This is a genomic window from Streptomyces phaeoluteigriseus (assembly GCF_001896135.2).
In the GTDB taxonomy this organism is placed as follows: Bacteria; Actinomycetota; Actinomycetes; order Streptomycetales; family Streptomycetaceae; genus Streptomyces; species Streptomyces phaeoluteigriseus.
In genome coordinates this window covers 85,860-110,866 of record NZ_MPOH02000009.1, presented here as the reverse complement: position 1 = coordinate 110,866, position 25,007 = coordinate 85,860, and the positions used below count along the sequence as shown (strand labels likewise).

At 70.3% G+C, this 25,007-nt stretch carries 13 protein-coding genes and 6 pseudogenes; 15 read left to right on the top strand and 4 right to left on the bottom strand.

Annotation, left to right across the window (positions count from 1 at the left end):
• The first annotated feature begins 317 nt into the window (after positions 1-317).
• The 6 genes and pseudogenes from BM536_RS08295 (at position 318) to BM536_RS08265 (ending at position 10,794) form a co-directional block, all read left to right on the top strand.
• Positions 318-943, top strand: a pseudogene (locus BM536_RS08295) (class I SAM-dependent methyltransferase).
• A gap of 199 nt (positions 944-1,142) precedes the next feature.
• On the top strand, positions 1,143-1,445 hold the full coding sequence (locus BM536_RS08290) for a hypothetical protein (RefSeq protein WP_073492437.1): 303 nt from the start codon (positions 1,143-1,145) through the stop codon (positions 1,443-1,445).
• A gap of 991 nt (positions 1,446-2,436) precedes the next feature.
• Positions 2,437-4,632, top strand: coding sequence for a discoidin domain-containing protein (locus BM536_RS08280; protein ID WP_094102758.1), 2,196 nt, complete (start codon positions 2,437-2,439; stop codon positions 4,630-4,632).
• Between the two features lie 258 nt (positions 4,633-4,890).
• A pseudogene (locus BM536_RS08275) lies at positions 4,891-7,064 on the top strand (discoidin domain-containing protein).
• A gap of 88 nt (positions 7,065-7,152) precedes the next feature.
• A complete protein-coding gene (locus BM536_RS08270) occupies positions 7,153-8,229 on the top strand; it encodes a DUF1996 domain-containing protein (protein ID WP_073492444.1) in 1,077 nt (358 codons plus the stop codon).
• Between the two features lie 88 nt (positions 8,230-8,317).
• Positions 8,318-10,794 (top strand): annotated as a pseudogene (locus BM536_RS08265) (glycoside hydrolase family 3 C-terminal domain-containing protein).
• A 6-nt stretch (positions 10,795-10,800) separates the two neighbouring features.
• Here BM536_RS08265 and BM536_RS08260 read toward each other — a convergent pair.
• Positions 10,801-12,116, bottom strand: a pseudogene (locus tag BM536_RS08260) (ROK family protein).
• 201 nt (positions 12,117-12,317) lie between these two features.
• Between BM536_RS08260 and BM536_RS08255 the strand changes: the two are divergent.
• The 8 genes and pseudogenes from BM536_RS08255 (at position 12,318) to BM536_RS08215 (ending at position 20,959) form a co-directional block, all read left to right on the top strand.
• Positions 12,318-13,634 (top strand): extracellular solute-binding protein, encoded by a 1,317-nt coding sequence (locus BM536_RS08255; protein WP_073492446.1) that lies wholly within the window; start codon positions 12,318-12,320, stop codon positions 13,632-13,634.
• A 16-nt stretch (positions 13,635-13,650) separates the two neighbouring features.
• Positions 13,651-14,643: a carbohydrate ABC transporter permease gene (locus tag BM536_RS08250; protein WP_073492448.1), complete on the top strand. Its 993-nt coding sequence runs from the start codon at positions 13,651-13,653 to the stop codon at positions 14,641-14,643.
• Between the two features lie 28 nt (positions 14,644-14,671).
• Positions 14,672-15,511 carry a carbohydrate ABC transporter permease gene (locus tag BM536_RS08245; protein ID WP_073492450.1) on the top strand — a complete coding sequence of 280 codons (840 nt, stop codon included), beginning with the start codon at positions 14,672-14,674 and terminating at the stop codon, positions 15,509-15,511.
• 56 nt (positions 15,512-15,567) lie between these two features.
• Positions 15,568-16,923, top strand: a pseudogene (locus tag BM536_RS08240) (GH1 family beta-glucosidase).
• A 721-nt stretch (positions 16,924-17,644) separates the two neighbouring features.
• The gene (locus BM536_RS08230; RefSeq protein ID WP_158086512.1) at positions 17,645-18,487 is read left to right on the top strand and encodes an AMP-binding enzyme; all 843 of its coding nucleotides are present in this window, start codon (positions 17,645-17,647) and stop codon (positions 18,485-18,487) included.
• Positions 18,460-18,765, top strand: coding sequence for a hypothetical protein (locus BM536_RS08225; RefSeq protein WP_094102755.1), 306 nt, complete (start codon positions 18,460-18,462; stop codon positions 18,763-18,765). The genes BM536_RS08230 and BM536_RS08225 overlap by 28 nt, the downstream gene beginning before the upstream one ends.
• Before the next feature lie 1,570 nt (positions 18,766-20,335).
• Positions 20,336-20,660, top strand: a pseudogene (locus tag BM536_RS08220) (IS5/IS1182 family transposase); the annotation flags it as partial.
• 53 nt (positions 20,661-20,713) lie between these two features.
• Positions 20,714-20,959, top strand: a complete 246-nt coding sequence (locus BM536_RS08215) for a DUF2283 domain-containing protein (RefSeq protein WP_073492458.1) — start codon at positions 20,714-20,716, stop codon at positions 20,957-20,959.
• 88 nt (positions 20,960-21,047) lie between these two features.
• Here BM536_RS08215 and BM536_RS08210 read toward each other — a convergent pair whose 3' ends face one another.
• Positions 21,048-21,431 carry a hypothetical protein gene (locus tag BM536_RS08210; protein ID WP_245873322.1) on the bottom strand — a complete coding sequence of 128 codons (384 nt, stop codon included), beginning with the start codon at positions 21,429-21,431 and terminating at the stop codon, positions 21,048-21,050.
• A 274-nt stretch (positions 21,432-21,705) separates the two neighbouring features.
• On the opposite strand from BM536_RS08210, the gene BM536_RS08205 reads away from it, so the two are divergent.
• A complete protein-coding gene (locus BM536_RS08205; RefSeq protein WP_073492459.1) occupies positions 21,706-22,440 on the top strand; it encodes a hypothetical protein in 735 nt (244 codons plus the stop codon).
• 136 nt (positions 22,441-22,576) lie between these two features.
• Here BM536_RS08205 and BM536_RS40260 read toward each other — a convergent pair whose 3' ends face one another.
• Both BM536_RS40260 and BM536_RS08195 read right to left on the bottom strand, forming a co-directional pair.
• Positions 22,577-22,969, bottom strand: coding sequence for a hypothetical protein (locus BM536_RS40260; RefSeq protein ID WP_143650856.1), 393 nt, complete (start codon positions 22,967-22,969; stop codon positions 22,577-22,579).
• A gap of 311 nt (positions 22,970-23,280) precedes the next feature.
• A complete protein-coding gene (locus BM536_RS08195) occupies positions 23,281-25,005 on the bottom strand; it encodes an acyl-CoA dehydrogenase family protein (RefSeq protein WP_073492461.1) in 1,725 nt (574 codons plus the stop codon).
• Between the last annotated feature and the right edge of the window lie 2 nt (positions 25,006-25,007).

Here is a 25,007-nt window from a genome sequence, read left to right as displayed (position 1 = left end):
CGCGGGCGGCGGTGGGTTCAGCCGACTTCCGCGCACAGTGGCCGCAGACGCCGCCCAGTACTGTGACGCGCGGGTCCGCTACGGCTCACCCGACAGCGCGTTGCCGATAGACACTGCAACGGTGTCGGTCTTGGTATGTGCCGAGCCGCGGAACGGGCCATTCGGGGGTGCAGCCAATCGCCCAGGGCGGAGACGTCAGTGGCATCAACTCGCTCACTTCGTCGATGTGACTAGGGTTGTGTTGCTCGCCGCTCCGGAGGTGGTGGGGGAGGCGATGGGCACTGTCCTTGTCCTGTCTACCGGAAGGCGCGCAGACCATGAGTGGCCAACGAGACCGCTGGGCGGAACTGACGGGCGGACAAGCAGGTGAGGACTACGCCCGGCGGTTCGAGCGGCTCGCAGAGTCAGGCCAGGACATCCACGGTGAGGCCAGCTTCTGCCACGCGCTGCTGCTACCTGCCGCTCGGGTCCTCGATGCGGGCTGCGGCACCGGGCGGATCGCGATCGACTCGCCGAGCTGGGTCACCACTGCACGGGCGTGGACGTCGACCGCTCGATGCTCGCCGTCGCCCGCCGCCACGCCCCCACGCAGGAGTGGCTCCACGGTGACTTGACACATCTGGACAGCCTCGGTCTGGAAACAGGCTTCGACCTGGCGCTCGCCGCGGGAAACGTGATCCCCTTGCTGGCCCCCGGTACCGAACCGGAGGTTGTGCGGCAACTTGCCGCCGTGTTGCGGCCCGGTGGTCTGCTGATCACCGGCATGGGACTGGACGCGGAACACCTGCCCCTGCCGGAACCGACAGTGGCGCTGACGGAGTTCGACCACTGGTGCACGGACGCCGGACTGACGCTGCGGGAGCGTTTCGCCACCTGGGCCGGCGATCCTTACCGTCCAGGCGACGGCTACGCCGTCAGTGTCCATGCCCGTTCCACCGCCTGATGTGTCGTTCACTGTCTGGCTTCGGTGGAGGGACAGGCGGCGAAGTACGTGCCCCAGCCACACGTGGGTGGCGACCAGTCCACGCCGTCCGACCTCCGAGAACATCACACTCAAGCGCCGCGTCCAGCAACGCACCCGGGAAACCGCGCCTTGCAAGAATGTCTTGGGGGAGCCGATTCGCCGAGGTCACGGGGCATGAGTGGCGGACGTAGCGCTTGAGGCGCTGGACGATATGCCGTGGGAGCAAGTGGAGTCGGCGCTCGGGCACGACCCCGCCGTGGAGCTGCGGCGCGCCCTGCGGGGTTTGGCAGGCAGAGGTGCGGCGGCGACCGAGGAAGACTGCGACCCGCTGTTCCAGCGGCAAAGAACCCACCTCGAGCCGCTGCTCGACGCACACGCCGAGCAGCTCGGCAGAGCAATCGACAAGGCCCGCAGCTCCGCCGGTGACGACAAGCCTGCCTGTGTGACAACTATCGTGCTTCGGCTCAACACGAGCTGCTGACGTTCCGGGTACAGGCGAGGGTTCAGCAATCGCCGGCCAGTAGGCATGGGCCAGGCTGCAACTGGTCGCCCGGTGGTCGCCCGGTGGTCGCCCGGTGGTCGCCCGCTGGTCGATGGTGGGCGGCATGCTCATATGCTGCTTTCCTCGCGGCGAGGACCCAGGCGTGCATCCGGTTGTTGCCGGATTCGGCGGCGGCCCGGGCGGCGGTGGCGACCAGGCACGGGACTCCCGGCGGCTTCCCAGGTCGTGTAGGACGATCGCGGTTATCCCGGCCATCTGTCCGGCCGCGCGGCATGGCCGCGCCCGTACCGGGGCGGGCTTGCGGGGCGGTGAGCCGAGGACGCAGACCGGGGGTGTCGGGTTTCAAAAACCGAGAAGCCCCGGCGGCTGCTGGTGCACAGCGGTCGCCGGGGGCTTGGTGGCCGCGTCCAGGTGAACCTCTACGCGTCGTGGCGAAACGGTGGCGCCGTCCAGCTGGACGCTAACGGTGTCGTGGTCATCCCAATGAACGCCGAAGCCCCCGGTGCCGCTGCCGCCGGACCCCGCCGACCCGCCCCGGATCGTCTGACAGGACGAGTTCAACTCCTCGGCGAGAACCAAGCCCGACCCGGGAGGGGGTCGGTGAGGGCGCTGGACCAGCGGGTACCTGGATCGCCGTCCACGGCGTTGGCGTCGGCAGAACGGGTTCCTGTCCGGACTGGCGGAAGGTCAACTCGCCCTGCGCAAGCGCGCCGTTCACCGTATGCCACGCCTGCTGACGGTAACCCTCCGGGAACCTTCCCGGCCGTAGCGGCGGCGCGGCTGATCGGTGAGGGCCCGGGGCCCCAGCGGTGCCGCACCGGACCGTGCCCAGAGCGCACGTGCGCTCAACTGCAACTTAATGAAAGATGAAAGATAAGTGGTGACAGATCCTTGACCGCCCCGTCTCGTTACCGGCAAGGTTCCCGAGAGCGCTCTCCCCATGTCGTTCTCGTTTCCAAGGAGCCCCCGCATGCCCCTGGTTGACATACCGTCAGTGGTGCTGCCGCCACCTCGCAGATCCGCACGCCGAGGCGTCGTCGGCGCGGTGGTCACGGCCCTCGCCGCCACCCTTCTCACCTTCGCCCCCGCCCAAGAGGCGGAGGCCGCGCCCGTGCTGCTGTCCCAGGGCAAGCCGGTCACCGCCTCCAGCCAGGAGCACGGCGGCACGCCGGCCGTCGACGCCGTCGACGGCAACTCCGGCACCCGCTGGTCCAGCGCCCACTCCGACCCGCAGTGGATCCGCCTCGACCTCGGCGCGACCGCCAAGGTGAGCCAGGTCGTCCTGGACTGGGAGGTGGCGTACGGCAAGGGTTACCGCATCGAGCTGTCCACCAACGGCACGGACTGGTCGACGGCTCACCAGACCACCACCGGCGACGGCGGCACGGACACCATCAACGTGTCGGGCGAGGCCCGTTACGTCCGGATGTACGGCACCGCCCGCGCCACCCAGTACGGCTACTCTCTCTGGGAGTTCAAGGTGTACGGCGAGGTCGGCACCGGAGGCCCGCAGCTGCCGGGCGGCGGTGACCTCGGCCCGAACGTGCACGTCTTCGACCCCTCGACGCCGGGCATTCAGGCCAAGCTGGACGAGGTGTTCCGCCAGCAGGAGTCGGCGCAGTTCGGCAGCGGCCGGCACGCGTTCCTGTTCAAGCCGGGCACGTACAACAACCTCAACGCCCAGATCGGCTTCTACACCCAGATCGCCGGCCTCGGGCTGAAGCCCGACGACACGACCATCAACGGTGACGTGACGGTCGACGCGGGCTGGTTCAACGGCAACGCCACACAGAACTTCTGGCGGGCGGCCGAGAACCTGGCGCTGAACCCGGTGAACGGGACCAACCGTTGGGCGGTCTCCCAGGCGGCGTCGTTCCGTCGTATGCACGTCAAGGGCGGGCTGAACCTCGCGCCGAACGGCTACGGCTGGGCCAGCGGCGGCTACATCGCCGACTCGAAGATCGACGGCCAGGTCGGCAACTACTCGCAGCAGCAGTGGTACACCCGTGACAGCGCCATCGGCGGCTGGTCCAACTCCGTGTGGAACCAGGTCTTCTCGGGCGTCGAGGGCGCCCCGGCCTCCAGTTTCCCCGAGCCCCGCTACACGACCCTGAACACCACTCCCATCTCCCGCGAGAAGCCGTTCCTCTACCTGGACGGCAACGAGTACAAGGTGTTCGCGCCGGCCAAGCGCACCAACGCCCGCGGTACCACCTGGGCGAGCGGCACCCCGCAGGGCGAGTCGATCCCGCTGAGCAAGTTCTACGTCGTCAAGCCCGGCGCCACCGCCGCCACCATCAACCAGGCACTCGCCCAGGGCCTGCACCTGCTGTTCACCCCGGGCGTCTACCACGTCGACCAGACCATCAACGTCGACCGGGCCGACACCATCGTGCTGGGCCTCGGCCTGGCCACGATCATCCCGGACAACGGGGTGACCGCGATGAAGGTCTCCGACGTCGACGGCGTGCGGCTGGCCGGCTTCCTCATCGACGCCGGTCAGGTCAACTCCCCGACACTGCTGGAGGTCGGCCCGCAGGGAGCCTCCGCCGACCACGCCGCCAACCCCACCACCGTCCAGGACGTCTACATCCGGATCGGCGGGGCGGGCGCGGGCAAGGCGACCACCAGCATGGTCGTCAACAGCGACGACACGATCATCGACCATACCTGGGTGTGGCGGGCCGACCACGGCGAGGGCGTCGGCTGGGAGACCAACCGCGCCGACTACGGCGTCCGCGTCAACGGCGACGACGTGCTGGCCACCGGCCTGTTCGTCGAGCACTTCAACAAGTACGACGTCGAGTGGTACGGCGAGCGCGGACGCACGATCTTCTACCAGAACGAGAAGGCGTACGACGCGCCCAACCAGGCCGCCATCCAGAACGGCTCCACCCAGGGCTACGCCGCCTACCGGGTCGACGACTCCGTCGACACCCACGAGGCATGGGGCCTGGGCAGCTACTGCAACTACAACGTCGACCCGTCCATCCGCCAGCACCACGGCTTCAAGACCCCGGTCAAGCCGGGCATCAGGTTCCACAGCCTGCTGGTGGTGTCGCTCGGCGGCATGGGCCACTACAACCACGTCATCAACGACACGGGAGCGTCCACGGTCCCCGCAGGAACCACGACCGTGCCGTCCACCCTGGTGTCGTTCCCCTGACACCCCGTCCGCCGGCCGCCCGGACGATCCGGCGGCGGCCGACACCGATTCCCCTCCGGTCCGGGTGACACCCCGCGCCCCGGACGGAGGGCCCCACGGCTGGGCGCCTGAACCCTGACCGCCCGGCACCACCACCCCGAAGCCCCGCGCCCGCGCCGCCCGCACCGGGCGCGCGAGCGCGGCCACGCGCCGTACGGGGGCCGGGGACCCCCCTGGTGAGCGCTCCCCACCCGGCACCTCGACCTGCCAGGAGCAGATGTGTCCAGCCCTCCCCCCTCCACCACCCCCACCCGTCGCCACGCGGGCCTGTCCCTGCTGGCCCTCGGCGCGCTGGTGGCGTCGTCGCTCACGCTCACCGCCCCGACCGCCCAGGCGGCCGACACCCTGCTGTCGCAGGGCAAACCGGCCACCGCCTCGTCGCAGGAGGGCGACGCGTACGCCGCGTCGGCGGCCGTCGACGGCAATCTCACCGGCACCCGCTGGTCGAGCCGGTGGAGCGACCCGCAGTGGCTCCAGGTCGATCTGGGCCGCAGCGCCGTTCTCAGCCGCGCCGTCCTGACGTGGGAAGCCGCGTACGGCAGGAGTTACCAGATCCAGGCGTCCGACAACGGCACGGACTGGCGGACGCTGAGGACCGTGACCGGCGGCGACGGCGGCACGGACGACCTCGCCCTGTCGGGCACCGGCCGCTATGTGCGGATGCTGGGAACGGAACGGCCCGGGGGCTACGGCTACTCCCTCTGGGAGTTCCAGGTCTACGGCAACACGGACGACACCACCCCGCCCCCCGCGGGAGGCGCGGTCCGGGTGGCGGGCTCGCAGGGAAACTGGCAGCTCACCGTCGGCGGGCAGCCGTACACCGTGAAGGGACTGACCTGGGGCCGGCCATCGCCGACGCACCCCGGTACATGCCGGACGTGAAGTCGATGGGCGTCAACACGATCCGCACCTGGGGCACCGACGGCGGCACCAAGCCGCTGCTCGACTCGGCGGCGGCACACGGCATCCGCGTGATCAACGGCTTCTGGCTCCAGCCGGGCGGCGGTCCGGGCAGCGGCGGCTGCGTGAACTACGTGACCGACACGACGTACAAGAACAACATGCTGACCGAGTTCGCCAAGTGGGTGGAGACCTACAAGGCGCACCCGGCCACGCTGATGTGGAACGTCGGCAACGAATCCGTGCTCGGTCTGCAGAACTGCTACGGCGGAACTGAGCTGGAGGCCCAGCGCAACGCCTACACCTCCTTCGTCAACGACGTCGCGAAGAAGATCCACTCGATCGACCCGGACCACCCGGTCACCTCCACCGACGCCTGGACCGGCGCCTGGCCCTACTACAAGCGCAACGCGCCCGACCTCGACCTGTACTCGATGAACTCCTACGGCGACATCTGCAACGTGCAGAAGGACTGGGAGGCGGGCGGCTACACCAAGCCGTACATCATCACCGAGGGCGGCCCGGCCGGTGAATGGGAGGTGCCGGACGACGCCAACGGCGTCCCCGACGAGCCCACCGACGTGCAGAAGGCGGAAGGCTACACCCAGGCGTGGAACTGCGTCACCGGCCACCGGGGCGTCGCACTCGGCGCCACCCTCTTCCACTACGGCATCGAGCACGACTTCGGCGGCGTCTGGTTCAACCTCGTGCCCGACGGCCTCAAGCGCCTGTCGTACTACGCCGTCAAGAAGGCCTACACCGGGTCGACCAGCGGCGACAACACGCCCCCGGTCATCACCAACATGGCCGTCGGCGCCGCCTCCTCGGCCCCCGCGGGCGGCGAGTTCAGCGTGAACGCCGACGTACGCGACCCCGACGGCGACCCGATCACGTACAAGATCTTCCTCAGTGGCAACTACGCGAGCGGCGACAAGCGGCTCATCGAGGCCCGCTGGCGCTCCACCGGCAACGGCGCCTTCGCCGTCACCGCGCCCGAGAAGCTCGGCGTGTGGAAGGTGTACATCCAGGCCGAGGACGGACGCGGCAACGCCGGCATCGAGACCAAGTCGGTGAAGGTAGTCGCCCCGCCGGTCACCGGCACCAACGTGGCGCTGAACAGGCCGACCACCGCCTCCTCCTTCCAGGCGTCGTACGGCGAGTGCCCCTGCGAGCCCGCCAAGGCCACCGACGGCAGGGCCGACACCCGCTGGGCCAGCGACTGGAGCGACCCCCAGTGGATCCGCGTCGACCTCGGCGCCCCCACCGCGCTCCGCAAGCTCCAGTTGCAGTGGGACCCGGCCTACGCGAAGTCCTACGAGGTCCAGGTGTCCGACGACGGAAGCACCTGGCGCACGGTCCACTCCACGACGACCGGCGACGGCGACATCGACACCATCGACGTCGCGGCGACCGCACGGCACGTCCGTCTTCACCTGACGGCCAGGGGGACGGGCTGGGGCTACTCGCTGCACGAGTTCGGCGTCTACAGCTGACGCACGCACCACACCAGGCCCCCGGCAGGGGGCAGCGCTCAGCCCCCTGCCGGGTCACCATCCCCCACCTATGGGCTGGAGGCCCTCCATGAGATGGTGTTCGAAACAGCTCTCCGCGCTCCTTCTCGGCAGCGCTCTGATCGCCTCGCTGCTCGGTCTGGGCACGGTCGCCACCGCGGCCGGTCCGGGAGGTTCCGCCCCGGCTGACGGCCACACCGGGCACACGACGGCCGTGTCGACCCGGGCGTCCGCCGACGACCCCGACGGGGACGGCTACATACCGGCCGTCCCTCAGGTCGTCGGCGTCACACCGTCCACGCACACTCCGCCGCCGCGGTACCACAAGGAGTTCCAGGCCAACTGCTCCGTCACGCACACCGCGCCGGACGACCCGATCGTGTACCCGGGGCAGTCGGGCAGGTCCCACGACCACACCTTCATGGGCAACACCTCGACCGACGCGCACAGCACCACCAACTCGCTATACGGCGGCGACACCAGGTGTCTCGCACCCGCCGACGGCTCCGCGTACTGGATGCCGTCCCTGTACGACGGGGACAGGAAGATCCTCCCGGTGGGACCGCAGGTCATCTACTACAAGGCCGGTGTCACCGACTACACCAGCGTGCGACCCTTCCCGAAGGGGCTGCGATTCGTCGTGGGCGACCCGACGCAGAGCGCCGACGAGTTCCGCCGACACCGGGGCTTCGTCGAGGGCTGGGAATGCGGTGACAGCTTCTTCAACGTCGATATCCCGGCGAGCTGTCCGAGCCGGCCCGACGTACAGCTCAACATCCGTATGCAGGCCCCCAGTTGCTGGGACGGCAAGTACCTCGACACACCCGACCACAAGAGCCACATGGCCTACCCGGTCGTCAAGCCCGGCACCAACGACAACATGTGCCCGGCCTCCCACCCGGTCGCCGTGCCGATGATCGAGTTCAAGATGGCCTTCCCGGCCAACGGCGACATGAGCCAGGTCCGCCTGGCCAGCGGGCGCGGCTACTCCTTCCACTACGACTTCTTCAACGCGTGGGAGGAGCGCACCCTCAAGGCGCTGGTCGACCACTGCATCGTGGGCGGCTTCCAGTGCGACGCGCGCGGCTACGACCTGTACCACCCGGAGCGGGGCGCGGTCCTGAACGCGGACTACCGGCTGCCCTGACCGACCGGATTCACCGGGGCCCGGCCGTTCCCGCTCACGCGGGGGCGGCCGGGCCCTCTGCCCTGTCCGGCGACCACCGGCAGGGGCCATGACCGAGCAAACTGGGAGAGAGGGGCGGGACGTGGACGACAGCACGCTCGACCGGCACATCGGCAGGCTGACCCTTGAGCAGAAGGCGCGGTTGCTCACCGGTGCGACGACCTGGCGCACGGCGGGGGAGGCCGACATCGGACTGCGGGAGATGGTGCTGTCGGACGGGCCGGCCGGCGTGCGGGGTGAGGCGTGGGACGAGCGACGCCCCTCCGCGCTGCTGCCCTCCGCGTCGGCGCTGGGAGCCCTGTGGGACGAGGAACTGGTGGAGGAGCTCGGAGGGCTGCTGGCCGCGGAGGCCGTCCGCAAGGGCGTGGACGTGGTGCTGGCCCCGACGCTCAACCTCCACTGGACCCCGCTCGGGGGCCGGCACTTCGAGTGCTTCTCGGAGGACCCCGAGCTGACGGGCCGTACCGGCGCCGCGTTGATCCGCGGCATCCAGGCCCATGGCGTGGCCGCCACGGCCAAGCACTACGTCGCCAACGACTCCGAGACCGACCGGCTGACCGTCGACGTGCGCGTGTCCGAGCGGGCCCTGCGCGAGGTGTACCTGGCGCCTTTCGAGGCGGCCGTCGAGGCGGGCGTGTGGCTCGTCATGGCGGGCTACAACTCCGTCAACGGCGCGACGATGACGGCTCACCCTCTCCTGGACGACCCCCTCAAGGGGGAGTGGGGGTTCGACGGAGTCGTCGTGTCCGACTGGGGTGCCCTGCGGTCGACCGAGGAGCCGGCCCGCGCGGCCCTCGACCTGGCGATGCCCGGCCCGCAGAGCCCTTGGGGCGCGGAGCTGGTCCAGGCCGTGAAGGACGGACGGGTCGCGCAGGACGCCGTGGACGACAAAGTCAGACGGCTGCTGCGGCTCGCCGGCCGGGTGGGCGCCTTCACCCCGTACCTTCGGCACCGCGCGCCGGTGCAGCGCTCGCAGCGGACCAGGGCGCTGCTGCGCAGGGCGGTCGCGGCCGGTTCCGTCCTGCTGGCCAACCGGGGGGTGCTTCCGCTCGATCCGGCGGAGCTGTCCAGCGTCGCGGTCGTCGGCGCGCATGCCGCGTCACCCCGCACCCAGGGCGGCGGCAGCGCCGGCGTCTTTCCCTCCGACGTGGTGACCCCGCTGGCCGGCATCCGGTCCCGTCTGCGCGGCCGGGCCCGGGTGGTGCATGTCCCCTGCCCGCTCCCGGGCGGCGCCGCGGCACCGCTCGGCACCGACGGGTGCAGCGACCCGCGCTCGGGCGCCCCCGGGGTGCTGCTGCGCGTCCTGGACGAGTCGGGGCGGGAACTGCACGCCGAGCACCGCCTCTCGGGCCGGCAACTGGAGCCGGACCTGCCGCCGGGCGCCCACACGGTGGAGATCAGCGCGCTGCTGCGACCGCGGCAGCAGGGAACGTGGACGTTCGGCGTCGGCGGCTTCGGCCGGATGACGCTCACCGTCGACGGACACACCGTCCTGGACGGCGTGTTCCCCCGCGAGACGGACGACCCGGCGGTCGTCCACGTCAACCCGCCCGTTCAGCAGGCTTCGACGGAGCTGACCTCGAAGCGGCCCGTGCTCGTGACGGCGCGGCGCGAACTGCTCCCCGGCAGCGGTCGTGCCACCGTGGTCACCGCCGCGTCCCCGCAGCCAGACGCCGAGCGCACTACGGCCGCCGCGGTGGAGGCGGCCAGGGAGGCCGACGCCGCGATCGTGGTCGTCGGCACCGACGAGCACGACGAGACCGAGGGGTACGACCGCAGGAACCTCTCCCTCGGCGGGCGCCAGGACGACCTCGTGCGGGCCGTGGCCGCGGTCAACCCGCGCACGGTCGTCGTCGTCAACAGTGGCGGTCCGGTCGAGATGCCGTGGAGCCAGGACGTGGGCGCGCTGCTGCTCGCGTGGTTCCCCGGGCAGGAGGCGGGCGCGGGGCTCACCGACGTACTGTTCGGCCTCGAAGAACCGGGCGGGCGCCTCCCGACGACCTGGGGTGCGTCTCTCACGGACATGCCGGTGACGCGCACGCGACCCGCAGAGGGCCGTCTCCACTACGCCGAGGGCCTGCACATCGGCCACCGGGCCTGGCTGCGGGCCGGCCGCGCGCCCGCCTTCTGGTTCGGCCACGGACTCGGCTACACCAGTTGGGAGTACGAGGCGTCGAGGCGCCGGCGAAGGTCACGGCGGGCGAGGCGTTCAGCGTGCGGGTACACCTGCGCAACACGGGGACCCGTGCCGGACGGGAGGTCGTCCAGATCTACGCCGCGCGACCGGAGTCGGCCGTGGAGCGGCCCGTACGCTGGTTCGCCGGATACGCGGCGGTCCGCGCGGAGCCGGGCCGGACGGTGACCGCCGAGGTGGAGGTGGCGCCCCGCGCCCTGCGTCACTGGTCGCAGGACGAGCATGCCTGGGCAGTGGAGCCCGGGCCCTACCGGTTCATGGCGGGCAGGTCGGCGGGAGACCTGCGGTGGCAGGGCGAGGTCACGGTCGAGCCCCCGGCCCTCCACGGCTGAGACCCCTCACTGCGCCGCCCGCTCCCGCAGGCTGGTCTGCCACGCGGGGCTCTGCTGCTCCGGGGCCGCCTCGGCGCGGCGGCCCCCGCGGGCGAAGAACGCGGCGAGCGGCAGGATCGCCGCTCCGACCGTGACGGCGTCCGGCCCCAGGGTGCCCAGATCGATGTCGACGCGCCCGCCCGGGTACTTCAGCGAGTACGAAGCGGTGTACGTCCGCACCGTGTCGAGGAAGCGCCGGCCGAGCTGGAGTCCGGCCCAGCCGCCGACGAGGATGCGTTCGGGCTGGAACAGGTTGATCAGGTCGGAGAAGCCGGCGCCCAGGTACTCGGCGGTCTCCTCCAGCACGGCCAGCGCGGTCGCGTCGGCCGGCGCGGTGGCTCCCTCGGCGTCGGGGACGGGGTAGGCGGCGGCGAGCATCGCGGTCAGGGCGGTCTCCTCGTCCGCGTCGGCCGGTGGCCGCCCGCCCGCCTCCGCCCACCGTTCCAGGAGCGCTTCCGCGCCGGCGTACGCCTCCAGGCAGCCCGTCGCACCGCAGCGGCAGTTGCGGCCCCGCACCCGTACGGTCAGATGTCCCCACTCCAGGGCCTGGCCGGACCGCATGTCGTCGGTGACGACGCAGGCGCCGACACCGGAGCCGAAGAGGACCACCACCGCGCTCTGCGCCCCGCGCCCGGCCCCGAACCACATCTCCGCCTGGCCGAGGGTCTTGGCGCCGTTGTCGATGTAGTACGGCACGGCCTCGGGCAGCAGCCGGGACTCGCGCAGCAGGCGCTCCAGCGGGACGGTGTCCCAGCCGATGGTCTGGCCGTGCACGACGCGCCGTCCTGCGCACTCCGGGCCACGATGCCCGGCACTCCGATGCCGACGCCCAGCAGCCGCTCCGCCGGGATGCCGGCCAGGTCCAAAACCTCGGGGATGCCTTTGCGGAGGTGACCGACCACGACACCGACGTCGTAGCGGTCCACCCGCCGGGGACTCTCGGTCGCCAACGGACGTTCCACCCGCGCGAGTTCGGTCAGAGCCGTGTCGAACAGCTCGATCCGCACCCGCGTCTCGCCGACGTCCACGCCGATCATGTAGCCGCTGTGCGCGCTGACGCGCAGCAGCGTGCGGGGGCGGCCGCCGGCCGAGTCCACGCTGCCGGCCTCCTCGACCAGGCCCTCGGCGACCAGCTCGGAGACCACGTTGCTCACCGAGCCCGAGCTGAGCCCGGTGACCGGGCCGAGCGAGAAGCGGCTGAGGGGGCCGTCGAAATACAGCCGTTCCAACACCGCAGTGCGATTTTCGCGCCGCAGGTCACGCACCGTACGGCCGCTGCGCATCTTCACCCTGCCCCCTCGTCCTCAGTGTCCTGGACGCAACTTACATGGGACCGGGGCCTTGACGCGACCTTCACTTGAGGTTTAACTCACACCGTGAATTAAGCGGCGGGGTGCTTCCGGGCTCGAACGCGGGACGTCACTCGTGTCGCACCCTCCCCGCAGACGAAGTCCGTCAACCTTCCCGGAAGGGCCCCTGAAGACATGCGCAGAATCAGAGCCGCCGCCGTCGGCGCCGTCACCCTCTCCCTCGTCCTCACCGCGGCTGCCTGCGGCGGGGGTTCCTCCGGCTCGGAGGGCTCCAACGAACAGCCCAAGACGCTCACCTACTGGGCTTCGAACCAGGGCGCCAACCTGGAGTTCGACAAGAAGGTCCTCCAGCCGGAACTCGACAAGTTCGAGAAGGAGACCGGCATCAAGGTGAAGCTGGAGGTCGTGCCCTGGTCCGACCTGCTGAACCGGATTCTCACCGCCACCACCTCCGGCCAGGGCCCCGACGTCCTCAACATCGGCAACACCTGGTCCGCCTCCCTGCAGGCCACCGGCGCCCTGCTGCCCTGGGACGCCGAGAAACTCAAGACGATCGGCGGCCGGGACCGGTTCGTGGAGTCCGCGCTCGGCTCCACCGGCGTCCAGGGTCAGGACCCGGCCGCCGTGCCGCTGTACTCCATGGCCTACGCGCTCTACTACAACAAGAAGCTGTTCGCCGAAGCCGGGATAGCCGAGCCGCCGGCCACCTGGGACGAGCTGGCCGCCGCCGGCAAGAAGCTCACCGCGAAGGGTCACAACGGCCTGGGCGCCGAGGGCTCCAACCTCTCCAACAACATCCACCAGGTGTTCGTCCTCGGCAAGCAGCACGGCGCCGACTTCTTCACCCCCGACGGCAAGCCGGACTTCACCTCCGACGGCGCGGTCGCCGCGGTCAAGCAGTACGTCGACCTGATGGCCGAACAGAAGATCGTCGCCCCGGGGAACGCCGAGTACGCCCAGAACCAGTCCCTGAGCGACTTCGCGAAGGACAAGACGGGCATGGTGCTGTGGCAGACCGCGTCGGCCACCTTCAAGGCCCAGGGCATGAACGACGACGAGTGGGGAGTGGCGCCCGCCCCCGTGCAGTCCGGCGAGCCCGGCCCGGGCAAGGCCACCAACTCCATGGTCGCCGGCATCAACATGGCCGTCTTCAAGAACACCAAGAACATCGACGGCGCCAAGAAGTTCGTCAACTTCATGACCAGCGAGGAGGAACAGGTCATCCTCAACAAGGCCTACGGCTCCATCCCGCCGGTCAAGGCCGCGCAGGAGGACCCGGCCTTCAACACGCCCGCGCTCGCCGTGCTGCGCGAGACCCTGGCGAGCAGCGCCACCGCGCTCCCGCAGGTTCCCGAGGAGTCCCAGTTCGAGACCGTCGTCGGCACCGCGGTCAAGGAACTCTTCGCCGAAGCCGCCGCGGGGCGGCCGGTGACCACCGAGTCGGTGCGGGCCAAGCTCGAAAAGGCCCAGCAGCAGATGCCCAAGAACTGAGTGGCGGACTACCACGATGACTCTCACCGCTGCCCCTGACACAGGCGAGCGGAAGGCACGCAAGAGTTCCCCCGGAGCGCCGCGCACGCGCCGCTCCGGGCGGCTGCGCCGCATCAGCCTGCCGTACCTCCTGCTCCTGCCCGCACTCCTGCTCGAACTCCTGGTCCACCTGGTGCCGATGGTGATCGGCATCGCCGTCAGCTTCAAGGAGCTGACCCAGTTCTACATCCGCGACTGGACCACCGCGCCCTGGGCCGGCCTCGACAACTACTCCCTCGCGGTCGACTTCGACGCCCCCGTGGGCGAAGCGCTGCTCAACTCCTTCATCACCACCTGCCTGTTCACCGTCCTGTCGGTCGGCCTGTGCTGGCTGCTCGGAGCGGCCGCCGCCATCTTCATGCAGGAGAGCTTCCGCGGCCGCGGCTTCCTGCGCACGCTCTTCCTCGTCCCCTACGCGCTGCCCGTCTACGCCGCCGTCATCACCTGGGCGTTCATGTTCCAGCGCGACAACGGACTGATCAACCACGTCGTGCACGACCAGCTCGGCCTCACCGACAGCCCGCCGTTCTGGCTGATCGGCGACAACAGCTTCGTCGCCCTGCTCGTCGTCTCGGTGTGGAAGGGCTGGCCCTTCGCCTTCCTCATCATCATGGCCGGACTGCAGAACATCCCCCGGGAGATCTACGAGGCCGCCGCCCTCGACGGCGCCGGCGTCTGGCAACAGGTCCGCCGCATCACGCTGCCGTCGCTGCGCCCGGTCAACCAGGTCCTCGTCCTGGTGCTGTTCCTGTGGACGTTCAACGACTTCAACACCCCCTTCGTCCTCTTCGGCGAGGCGGCGCCCGAGGCCGCGGACCTCATCTCCCTGCACATCTACCAGTCCTCGTTCCAGACCTGGAACTTCGGCACCGGCTCCGCCATGTCGGTCCTGCTGCTGCTGTTCCTGCTCGTGGTGACCGGCGTCTACCTCCTGCTCACCTCCCGAGGAAGGAAGGCCTCCGATGCCTAGCCAGTCCCGGCGTCAGGCCCGCTCCCCGATGGCCGCCCCGCAGTCCTTCCTGTGGAGCCGGCGGATCTTCCTGACGCTCCTCGCCGGCTTCGTCCTGCTGCCGGTGTACGTGATGATCTCCAGCTCGCTCAAGCCGCTGGAGGACGTGTCCGGCAAGTTCCAGTGGATCCCCACGGGCCTCACCGTCCGCCCGTACTTCGACATCTGGGAAACGGTCCCGCTGGCCGACTACTTCATGAACTCGCTGATCGTGGCGGGGGCGGCGACCGTCTGCTCCGTCACCATCGCCGTGTTCGCGGCCTACGCGGTCAGCCGCTACACCTTCCGCGGCAAGCGTGTCTTCACGGTCACGGTGCTCTCGACGCAGATGTTCCCCGGCATCCTCTTCCTGCTGCCGCTGTTCCTCATCTACGTCAACATCGGCAACGTCACCGGAATCGCCCTCTTCGGCTCCCGCGCCGGCCTGATCCTCACCTATCTCACCTTCTCGCTGCCCTTCTCCATCTGGATGCTGATCGGGTACTTCGACTCGGTCCCCAGAGACCTCGACGAGGCAGCCAAGGTGGACGGCTGCGGGCCGCTCGGCGCCCTCTTCCGGGTCATCGTGCCCGCCGCGGTCCCGGGCATCGTCGCCGTCGCCGTCTACGCGTTCATGACCGCATGGGGCGAGGTCCTCTTCGCCTCCGTGATGACCAACGACACCACCCGCACCCTCGCCGTCGGCCTCCAGGGCTACTCGACCCAGAACGACGTGTACTGGAACCAGATCATGGCCGCGTCCCTGGTCGTGAGCCTTCCGGTCGTCGCCGGCTTCCTGCTCCTCCAGCGCTACCTCGTCACCGGACTGACCGCCGGCGCCGTCAAGTAGCGGCCCGCCCTCCTTCCGCTCACCACACCTCCGATCACCCCAGAGAGGCACCCTCCGTGTCCGAAGCGATAGACCTCGCCGCCTTCCCCCCCCGACTTCGTGTGGGGCACGGCCACATCCGCCTACCAGATCGAGGGCGCCGTCGCCGAGGACGGCCGGACCCCGTCGATCTGGGACACCTTCTCCCACACCCCGGGCAAGATCGACAACGACGACCACGGCGACGTGGCCTGCGACCACTACCACCGCTGGCCCGAGGACATCGCCCTCATGAAGGAACTGGGCGCCGGCGCTACCGGATGTCCATCGCCTGGCCCCGCGTCGTCCCCGGCGGCGACGGCCCCGTCAACGCGGCCGGCCTCGACTTCTACGACCGCCTCGTCGACGGCCTCCTCGACGCCGGCATCACGCCCAACATCACCCTCTACCACTGGGACCTGCCCCAGGCTCTCCAGGACCGGGGCGGCTGGACCAGCCGCGAGACCGCCGAACACCTCGCCGCCTACGCCTCCGCCGTCGCCGGGCGGCTCGGCGACCGGGTCACCCGCTGGGCCACCCTGAACGAACCGCTGTGCTCCGGGTGGATCGGCCACCTCGAAGGCCGGATGGCTCCGGGCCTCACCGACCTGACCGCCGCCGTGCACGCCTCCTACCACCTGCTGCTCGGCCATGGACTGGCCGCACAGGCGATCCGCGCGGCGGTGCCGGGCGCCCAGGTCGGGCTCGTCACCAACCACTCGACCGTGGAGACCGCCTCCACCCGGCCCGAGGATGTCGCGGCGGCCACCCGCATGGACGGCCACACCAACCGCTGGTGGCTCGACCCCGTCTACGGCCGGGGATTCCCCGCCGACATGCGCGAGCTCTACGGCGTCGAACTGCCGGAACGCGCGGGCGACCTGGAGACGATCGCCGTCCCGCTCGACTGGCACGGCCTCAACTACTATTTCCCGGTCACCGTCGCCGACGACCCGGCCGGCCCCGTCCCGTACGCGCGCGAGGTCCGCCTGCCGGACGTGCCCCGCACCGGCATGGACTGGCAGATCGACGCCGACGGCCTGGAAGCGTTCCTCATGCGGCTGACCGACGACTACGGCGTCCGCGAGCTGTACGTCACCGAGAACGGCTCCGCCTTCCCCGACACCGTCGCCCCCGACGGCACCGTCGACGACTCCGACCGGGCCCGCTACCTGGAACAGCACATCAGCGCCTGCGCCCGCGCCGTACGCAAGGGCGCCCCCCTCGCCGGCTACTACGCCTGGTCCCTGCTCGACAACTTCGAATGGGCCTACGGCTACGACAAGCGCTTCGGCCTCGTGCACGTCGACTACGCGACCCAGACCCGCACCATCAAGGCAAGCGGCCACCGCTACGCCGACATCATCCGCGCCCACCGCCGCCTCCAGGCCTGACCGGCGCCCTGAAGCATGCTCCTGCTGGCGGAGCCGCCGAGCAGAGCGAGCGGCGGACGCCACCACGGGCCCGGGACCGGGATGCCCGCGCCGATCACCGCGCCGAGGAAGAGATGCATGCCCGCCGCCGACGCGATGCTCCGTACACGCTGATCAGCCCGGCAACGAAGGCCGCAGTGATGAGACAGAGCGTGACCCCGGTCGGCCGGCCGCTGCGCAGGGCGAGAACGCCGAACAGGCATCCCAGCGACGCGGTGGCTGCCGTCCGCGCCAGCCGCCGAACCCGGGAGAAGGGGGCGTCGTCGTCGCCGTCCTGGCCGGTGCCTCGCAGGGCGGCGGCGACGGCGACGGGCGGACAGCGTGCCCGTATCAGGTCCACACTCCGGCCGGCAGGGGGCCGACGTGCGGAGGCCCCCGCACCATCGCCGCGGCAGGCAGCTGCGGTGGTGCGGGGAGGGTGGCGCGGCGCAGACAGGACCGTCCGGCTGCGTACGGCCTGTGCGGGCGAGCGGGTCCGGTCATGGCTCGGCTTCTTTTCCGCGCGTCGGTGACCCGTCCGGTGCGGACGGGTGGGCGACGGGCCGGGTCGGGTTCAGATGGCCTTGATCGGCGATCGTCTCGGCGAGGAGGGGGAGGTCTGCGTGGCCGGCGTGCCGGTCGGCCTCGGCTATCTCCGGCCGAGCGGGACGCACCGCGCACCGGCTTCGGCCCGATCGAGGCGTTGGACGAGCCCTGGGGCTACCGCACCGGGGATCTCGGCGTGATCGAGGACGGCCGGCTGGTCCTGCGCGGGCGCGGGGACGACCAGGTGAAGATCAGCGGGCACCGGGTGGAACCCGGCGAGATCGAGGTCCTGGCCGGACAGGCCGCGGAGCTCGCCGAGGTGGCCGCCGTCGCGGTCGACACCCCCGGCGCGCCCCGCACCATGGTCCTGTTCGCCGCACCGGCGCCCGGTGCCGCCGTCGACCCGGTCGCGCTCCGTGCCCGCCTCTTGGAACGGCTGCCCGCCGCCGTCGTGCCGAGCCGGGTCGTGCTGACCGGCCGGCTCCCGCGCACCAGCACCGGGAAGGTCGACCGCCGGCGGCTGGCGCTCGATGCCGCCTCCGGCCCGGGCCACGGACGGCCGCTTCCGTCCCTCACGGGCGACGAGGCGCGGATCGCGGCCCGCCTGGCGCGCGTGCTGGGCGTGGCCGGCGCGGACGCCACCGACTCCCTCCTGACGCTCGGCGGCGGATCGCTAGCAGGCGATGAGTCTGATGACCGAACTGGCGGCGGAGTCGGCGCCACACCCGGCATCGACCGCGTGCTCGCCGGGGCGACGGTGGAGCAGCTGGCCGCGGACCTGCGGGCCGGTGGCTGGTCCGCCCACGCCGCGCCCGAGGTGCCGCACCCGCCCCGCGTGCCGGACGCCGCCGAGGAGATCCCGGCCTCTCCCGTCCAGCAGGAGATCTGGCTGGCCGACTACTGGCTGGGCGAACCCGCCGCCTACAACGTGGCCGTCGTCCTCGACGCGCAGGGTGTTCTCGACCCGGGCCGGTGCGACTCGCCCTGGAGCGGACCGTAGCCCGGCATCCCGCCCTGCGCACGGTCCTGCGCCGCCGCCGCGACCGCATCCTCGTCCGCACCCTGGACGACCGCCAGGCCCTCCTGGAGATCCACCGCGCGGGACCGCGGGGGCCCGCCGCCGCGGAACGGGTCTTCGTGGACCGCCCGTTCGACCTCGGGGCGACCTGCCGGTCCGGGCGGCCCTGCTGCGGCAGGAGGAGCGTGACCGGCTGGTCCTCGTGTTCCACCAGCACGCCGTGGACGTGCCCAGCATGCAGACGGTCGTCGACGACCTGACACGCTGGTACGGCGACCCCGGTGCCGAGGCACCCGAGGAGACGACCAGGCCCGACGCCCGGCTGCGCCCGGCCGAGGCCGTCACGCTCGACCATTGGAGGAGAACGCTCTCCGGCGTCGCTCCGGGCCACCTCACCTGGCTCCAGCGCGAGGACGCGAGTCCGTCCGTCCGGGCAGGTCGTACGGCGCCGGCTCGACGTCCCGGCCGCCCTGCTGGACGCGCGGCACAACACGCCCGAAGGGACGTCCTTCGCCAGGACGCTGGGTTCCTTCGCGCACGCCGCGCAGGCGGCCGAGGCACCCGACGCGTTCGTCGTCGGGGTCGTGACGACCGCCGCACGCCGGGCGTCTCTCCCCTCGTCGGCTGCCACCTGGGGCTGCTGCCGCTGCTGTTGAGGCCCGGCACCACGGTGTCGGACACCGTGGCCGGCACGCGCGAGGCGCTGGCGACCGCCCTCGCCCACCGGCAGATATCCGCGGGCGAGGTGACCGACGTCCTCCCCGAAAAGGCCCGGCTCGCGGTCACGTTCGGGTTCGACGACAGGGAGATCCGGGAGGTCGACCTCGGTGGCGTCCGCTGCGTCCTGCGCCACGTCCACCCGAACGCGCTCCAGTTCCCCCTCGCGATCACACCGTGGACGAGTCCACTCGGGCACGCAGGCATCGACGGCGCCTTCGACGAGGGCCTGTACGCACCCGGCACGGTGGACTCCCTGCTCGCCGGCTGGTCCGCACTCCTCGCCGGCCCCACCACGGCGGAACCCCGACGAGTCCGCCGTCCGTCGGGGGGTGTCGAGTGGCGGCAAAGCGCCGGTCATGGCCGGCTGCAGGATCGAAATTCGTGCCCGAGCCGGACTCGGAGGGATCGCTTCCCTCTGTACGAACCTGCTCTGATCGCGGGCCGGGGAGGGCAGCGCGGGGTTGCGGATCGGCCGCCGTGGGAAGCTGTGGGGCGCAAAATGGCGACAGGGCTCGGCGTCCGTCCACCTAGCAGTGACGGATCGTCAAAGTCCGCCGCCGAGCCGGTCGTCCAGGACAGCTCTCGAAGGTGCAGCGCGTTCACGTCCTCGTCTCTGCCGACGGGTTCCGCTTCCGCGGAGCCCAGGCCCCTTCCGCTGACAACGGCAACGATGCAGCTGGCATCGGCATCCAGGGCAGCTCAGTCCGGGGCGGCAGACATCGGCACGTACGTGGAGGATCTCGGCCCGGGACAGGCCGATGTCCTCGGTGTGGATCCCGACGCCGTAGACGTGGCCCGAGCCGGTGACCGCGCCCACGCTCACGCCCTTGGAGTGCACGACCGTGTGGTCGGCTTCAACCAGGGCACAGGCCTGCGCATACGGAGCATGGGACGTGCAGGCATCCGGAGTCGCGACGGCCGCCCCGGCCAGCGCCGTGGCCGCCATCACGAGCCCCGCACCGGCCAGTGCCATGAAGGGCGCCCTCTCGGCCGTGAACAGAATTTCCCCCTGCTCGAATGCCAGAGCCTCTTCGGACCGCGACACGAACGACGTTATGCACCACGTTCATCGCCATCGTGAACTACCCGTGTCAAAACACCGGTTGGGACGATGCTGCAGCGCGCCAGCGACCTTGTTCCCTCAGCGCACGCCGTACGCACAGGCCCAACGCGGGCACGCCGGGTCCCATCGCCGACGCGTTCGGACACCTGCTCCGGCCCTCACCTGCCCCGCCGGATGCCGTCCACGACATCAAGGCCGCCCGCACCCGAGGCATCGTCGAAGCGCTCACCCAAGCCGACATCCGGACGTGGGCAGACAAGGGATATCACCCTGAAGAGTTGGCGGCTCCTGCGCAAACTCCGTTGCAGCACCACCCGCATCACCGACATCGTCAAGGCCGTCCTGGCCTTGCACCTCGCCACGGCAGCCTGAGGCATGGACAAGGACAGCGTCACCATCAACGACAGCAAGGGAGACCGCTCACCGTGACAGACGTCAGAGTCACCTACGACGAGACCGTGAACGCAGCGTACGTATACCTCACCGAACCGCAGGCCCGCGTGACGTCCGCGCGCATGTATCCCTGCGATCCAGTGGACGTCGGCGGCATGATCAACCTCGACTTTGACGAGCAGGGCCGCCTCATCGGCATCGAGGTGTCGGCGGCCAGTTCGAAACTGCCCGAGTACCTGCTCCAATCCGCGGAGCGACTTGACACCGAAGGTGCATGACCAGCCGAGCACCATGCTCGCGGCGAGCAGGTTGGAAAAGGCTCCCTGGCTTCGGGCGAAGGCGCGCACCTCGATCACCCCGGCGTGGTCAGTCGGCGGGCAGGCCGAACCAGCGGAGGAGCACGGGCCGTGCGTCGTCGGGAGCGTCCTCGGGGCCGCGGGCATAGCGCGCGAGCAAGGCCAGATAGTCGTCGTGGAACGCGTCGAGCTCGCCCTTCGTCAGGTGGATGAGGCTTCGCGAGCCCCGCATCCATCCTTCGGACTCCGCCTGCCCGGCTGTGAACTGCCGGGCGAGCTCGACGTCCTCCTCCATCCTCATCCGGTCCAGCTCGACCGACATGGCGCGCTCGGCCTCCGTCAGCTCATCCTGCGGCGGTCTGCGGATGTCGAGGCCGCGCACGCCGCGCCACCAGCGCTCCCGCCCGGTGGAGCGCTCGGGGATGTCCTCGATGAGGCCGCTCCGCTCCAGCATGCGCAGGTGGTAGCTGAGCGTCCCGGTGTTCTCGCCGAGGGCGGCGGCCAGCGTGGTCGAGGTGGCCGGGCCCGCGCGCCGAGGTGGCGCAGGATGCGTAGGCGCAGGGGGTGTGAGAGGGCCTTGAGTACCTCCGGGCTGTCGACCGTACGCCGCCCTGGGGCTTCCGCTCTCTGCTCCTTCGTCTCTTTCGTCATGGTGGCACTCTATCCAAAATCACCGACATTTCTCTGCAGAGCTTTCTCTGCAGAGAAATGTCTGCAATGCTGTCCACATGACACCGAACCGAGCGACCTCGAACTGCACAGTCCGCCGCTTCACAACTGTCGTCGCTGTCGCACTGCTTACCGGGCTAGCCCTGGGCACCGCACCCGCGTACGGAGCTGACCGGGCCGCGCATCTGCCCGAGTTCGACTTCTCCGCCTGCCCGACCGTCGCCGAGCTGCCCGCGGGTGCGGAGCCCGGGACGTGGCGCTGCGAGGTCATGCACGCCACGGGGCATCTGCGCATGGGCGCCGTCGACGAGCCGCTCACCGATCCTTTGAAGATCACCTTCGCGGAAGGCCGTGTGGGCGGTGAATTCCGCCAGGTCTTCGGGAAGATGACCGCTGAGCCGATCAGGGTCGGACGTACACCCTTGACCCTGACTTCGCAGTACGGCGGCTATTCCGACTTCCTGTCCGACGACACCCGGCGCGGTGAGTTCGACATCAAGTTCGCCATAGGCTTGGCGCACGGGCCGCTGAACATGACATCGTCGGGATGCTCGGTGGGCAGCGGTGAGGACGCGGTACACCTCGTACTCAAGGACACCCATCCCACCCGGGTGATATCCAAGGACCCCCTGGTCCTGGCCTTCGGTGCCCAGGACGCGGAATTCGCCGCCCCGCGCACCAGTGGCTGCGGCCCCCTGAGCCGCGCGCTCGACCGCGCCCTGGGCCTACCGTCCCCGGCGGGGGCCAACACCTTCGACATGGACGTCACGGTGGCGATCCGGCCCTACATATAGGCCCGTCCAGCACCCCGCACATCGAGGTCGGCCGGCCAGACGCGTACCGGCGGGCGGCCGCGCTGCTGGAACAACTCGTACTGCTGCGGCCCCTGCCCGTCCGCAACGAGTACTTCGCCTACGGTGTCACGGTGGCCTACATCCGCCCCGACCCGGCGTTGCTCTCCGCCTCGGGCCGCGGCCAGCTCCTGATCGCGCTGCGCGACAACCTGCCCGCCTCAGCCGTGCCGGGGGCAGCCAGATCCTCCACCTTCCGGCCCTGCACTGCTACGAGCGGTGCAGGGCCGCTTCGCGTCGTCTCTGGCCACTTGGCGGTGATTGTGGGGCTTGCGATGTAGGCGTCCATGGCCACTCCCACCACACCGCTGGCACCCATACTGAGTCCGTTTTTGGGGCTCAGTGTGAGGTCGACGCGACGGGCTCCGCAGGCGGAGGGTTCGACGTCGATGCTGGTCACGTCATTGACGACGTAGGACGCCACGGTGGCACCGTCGCGAGCGAGGAGGTCGACCCACGCGTTGCCCGCCATGGCACGAAGACTGACGACGTGGTCAAGTCTCTTGAGCAGGCCAGGCCACCTGCGGGAGACAGCCTGCCATGTGCACTCGGCGGGCTCCGTCTTCCTCCGGCGGCGGCGTGAACAGCCCTTCCCCTCGCGAGCGGAGCCCCGGAAGTCGGCCTCGTCCGCGTCCGAGGTCAGGGCGTACCTCTGCCCATCGCCATCCCGCTCAGATACTCGCATCACACTCCCCGCTTGCCCGGTCGCGCTCGCCGGCGAGCACCTCGCGGTGTAGGGCGGCGCCGCCGTACACGCGAGGCGGTCCGAGGCCGCGTCGAGGCTCAGGGCATCATCTCGTACGCCCCCGACAGGGCCTCGACGCGCTGCCAGACGCGCTCCGAACGCGCCCCGTCGACGATCGGGCGCCGGACCGCGCCGAGCGCCCAGAGCTGCTGCACCTCGGTCGCGGAGTCCTTGCCGTGCAGCTCGACGGCGTGCGCGGAGAAGTCCCGCACGAGGACGGCGAACAGCTCGTCCAGCACGTCCTCATCGAGGCCCGCCAGGGCGGCCTGCTCCAGGACCAACTGCCCGTGGACGACGAGCGCGAAGAGCTGCCCGACGGCAAGGAGCAGGTCGAGGTCCCGGCTCTGCTCCTCGTCAGGGGCGGCTGTGCGTACGAATTCGCAGAGGGCCTCGGCCTGTTCCCGGAACCGGACGACGTTGGACAGGTGGGCGTACGCGTCGAAGGCCGGCCGCCAGTCGTGGAAACGCACCGAGCCGAGGCCGCGGGCCGGGCCCTGGCGGAACAGGAAGACGTCATCGGCCGCGTCGAGGCGTGTCGGGACGGACTCGTAGGCGACCGGGTCGAGGAGGTGGTTGCGCATGAACTTGAGGATCAGCGCCAGGTTGACGTGGACGGTGCCTTCCAGTTTCGGCAGGCTGCGGATCTCGACGGCGGCCTGGGCGAAGTAGTTGTCCTTCTCGAAGCCCTTGGCGGCGACGACGTCCCACATCAGGTCGATGACCTTCTCGCCCTCGGTGGTCACCTTCATCTTCGTCATCGGGTTGAAAAGGAGGTAGCGGCGGTCGTCGGGGCCCGCAGTGCGGAAGTAGTCGACGGCGCGGTCGCTGAACAGCTTCATTCCGACGAGCCGGACGTACGCGTCGGTCAACTCGCGCCGTACGTGCGGGAAGGCGGTGACGGGGCGGCCGTAGAGGATGCGGTTCTGCGCGTGGGTGACGGCCTCGTACATCGCGTGCTCGCAGATGCCGATCGAGGCGGTGCACAGGTTGAACTTGCCCACGTTGACCGTGTTGAGGGCGGCGTCGAAGGCGGCGCGGCCGGTGTGCAGAACGTCTTCCGCGGCCACGGGATAGTCCTCGAGGCGGAACTCGCTGACGAACTTCGACGAGTCGACGACGTTCTTGACCAGGTGGTATGCCGGGTGGCGGCTGTCGGCGGCGAAGAAGACATAGCCGTCGGGACCCTCGACGTCGGTGCGGCGACCGAACACGGAGACGAGCCCGGCGGCGTTACCGTTCCCGATGTAGTACTTGGAGCCGGTCGCCCGGAAGTTGCCCGTGCCGTCGGGCTCCAGAAGCATGTCGGTGGAGTAGATGTCCGCTCCGTGAGCCTTCTCGGACAGGCCGAAGGCGAACACCTCGCCCTGGGCGAGCAGTTCCGCGGCCCGGACACGGGCGGCGGGGTTGTCGCTCTGCCATACGGGGCCGAGGCCGAGAATGGTGACCTGCCAGGCGTACCAGTAGTCGAGGCCGTAGAAGCCGAGTATCTCATTGAGAGCGGCGATGCGGGCCGTGTCCCAGCGCTTGTCTACCTCCCCCTCTCCGGCGGCGGAGGCAGGGGTGAGGAAGGTCGCGAAAAGTCCTTCCTTGGCGGCGAAGTCGAGGAAGTCGCCGAGCCAGGCACGGGTTCGGTAGTCGTCGATCAGCCGACGCTTGCCGCGGTCCTCGAACCAGTCGACGGTGGCGCGCAGCAACCTGCGGGTCTCCGGGTCGAAGTGCCCGGGGTCGTACGTCCGCGGGTTGAAGAGGAGCGCGTCGGCCATGG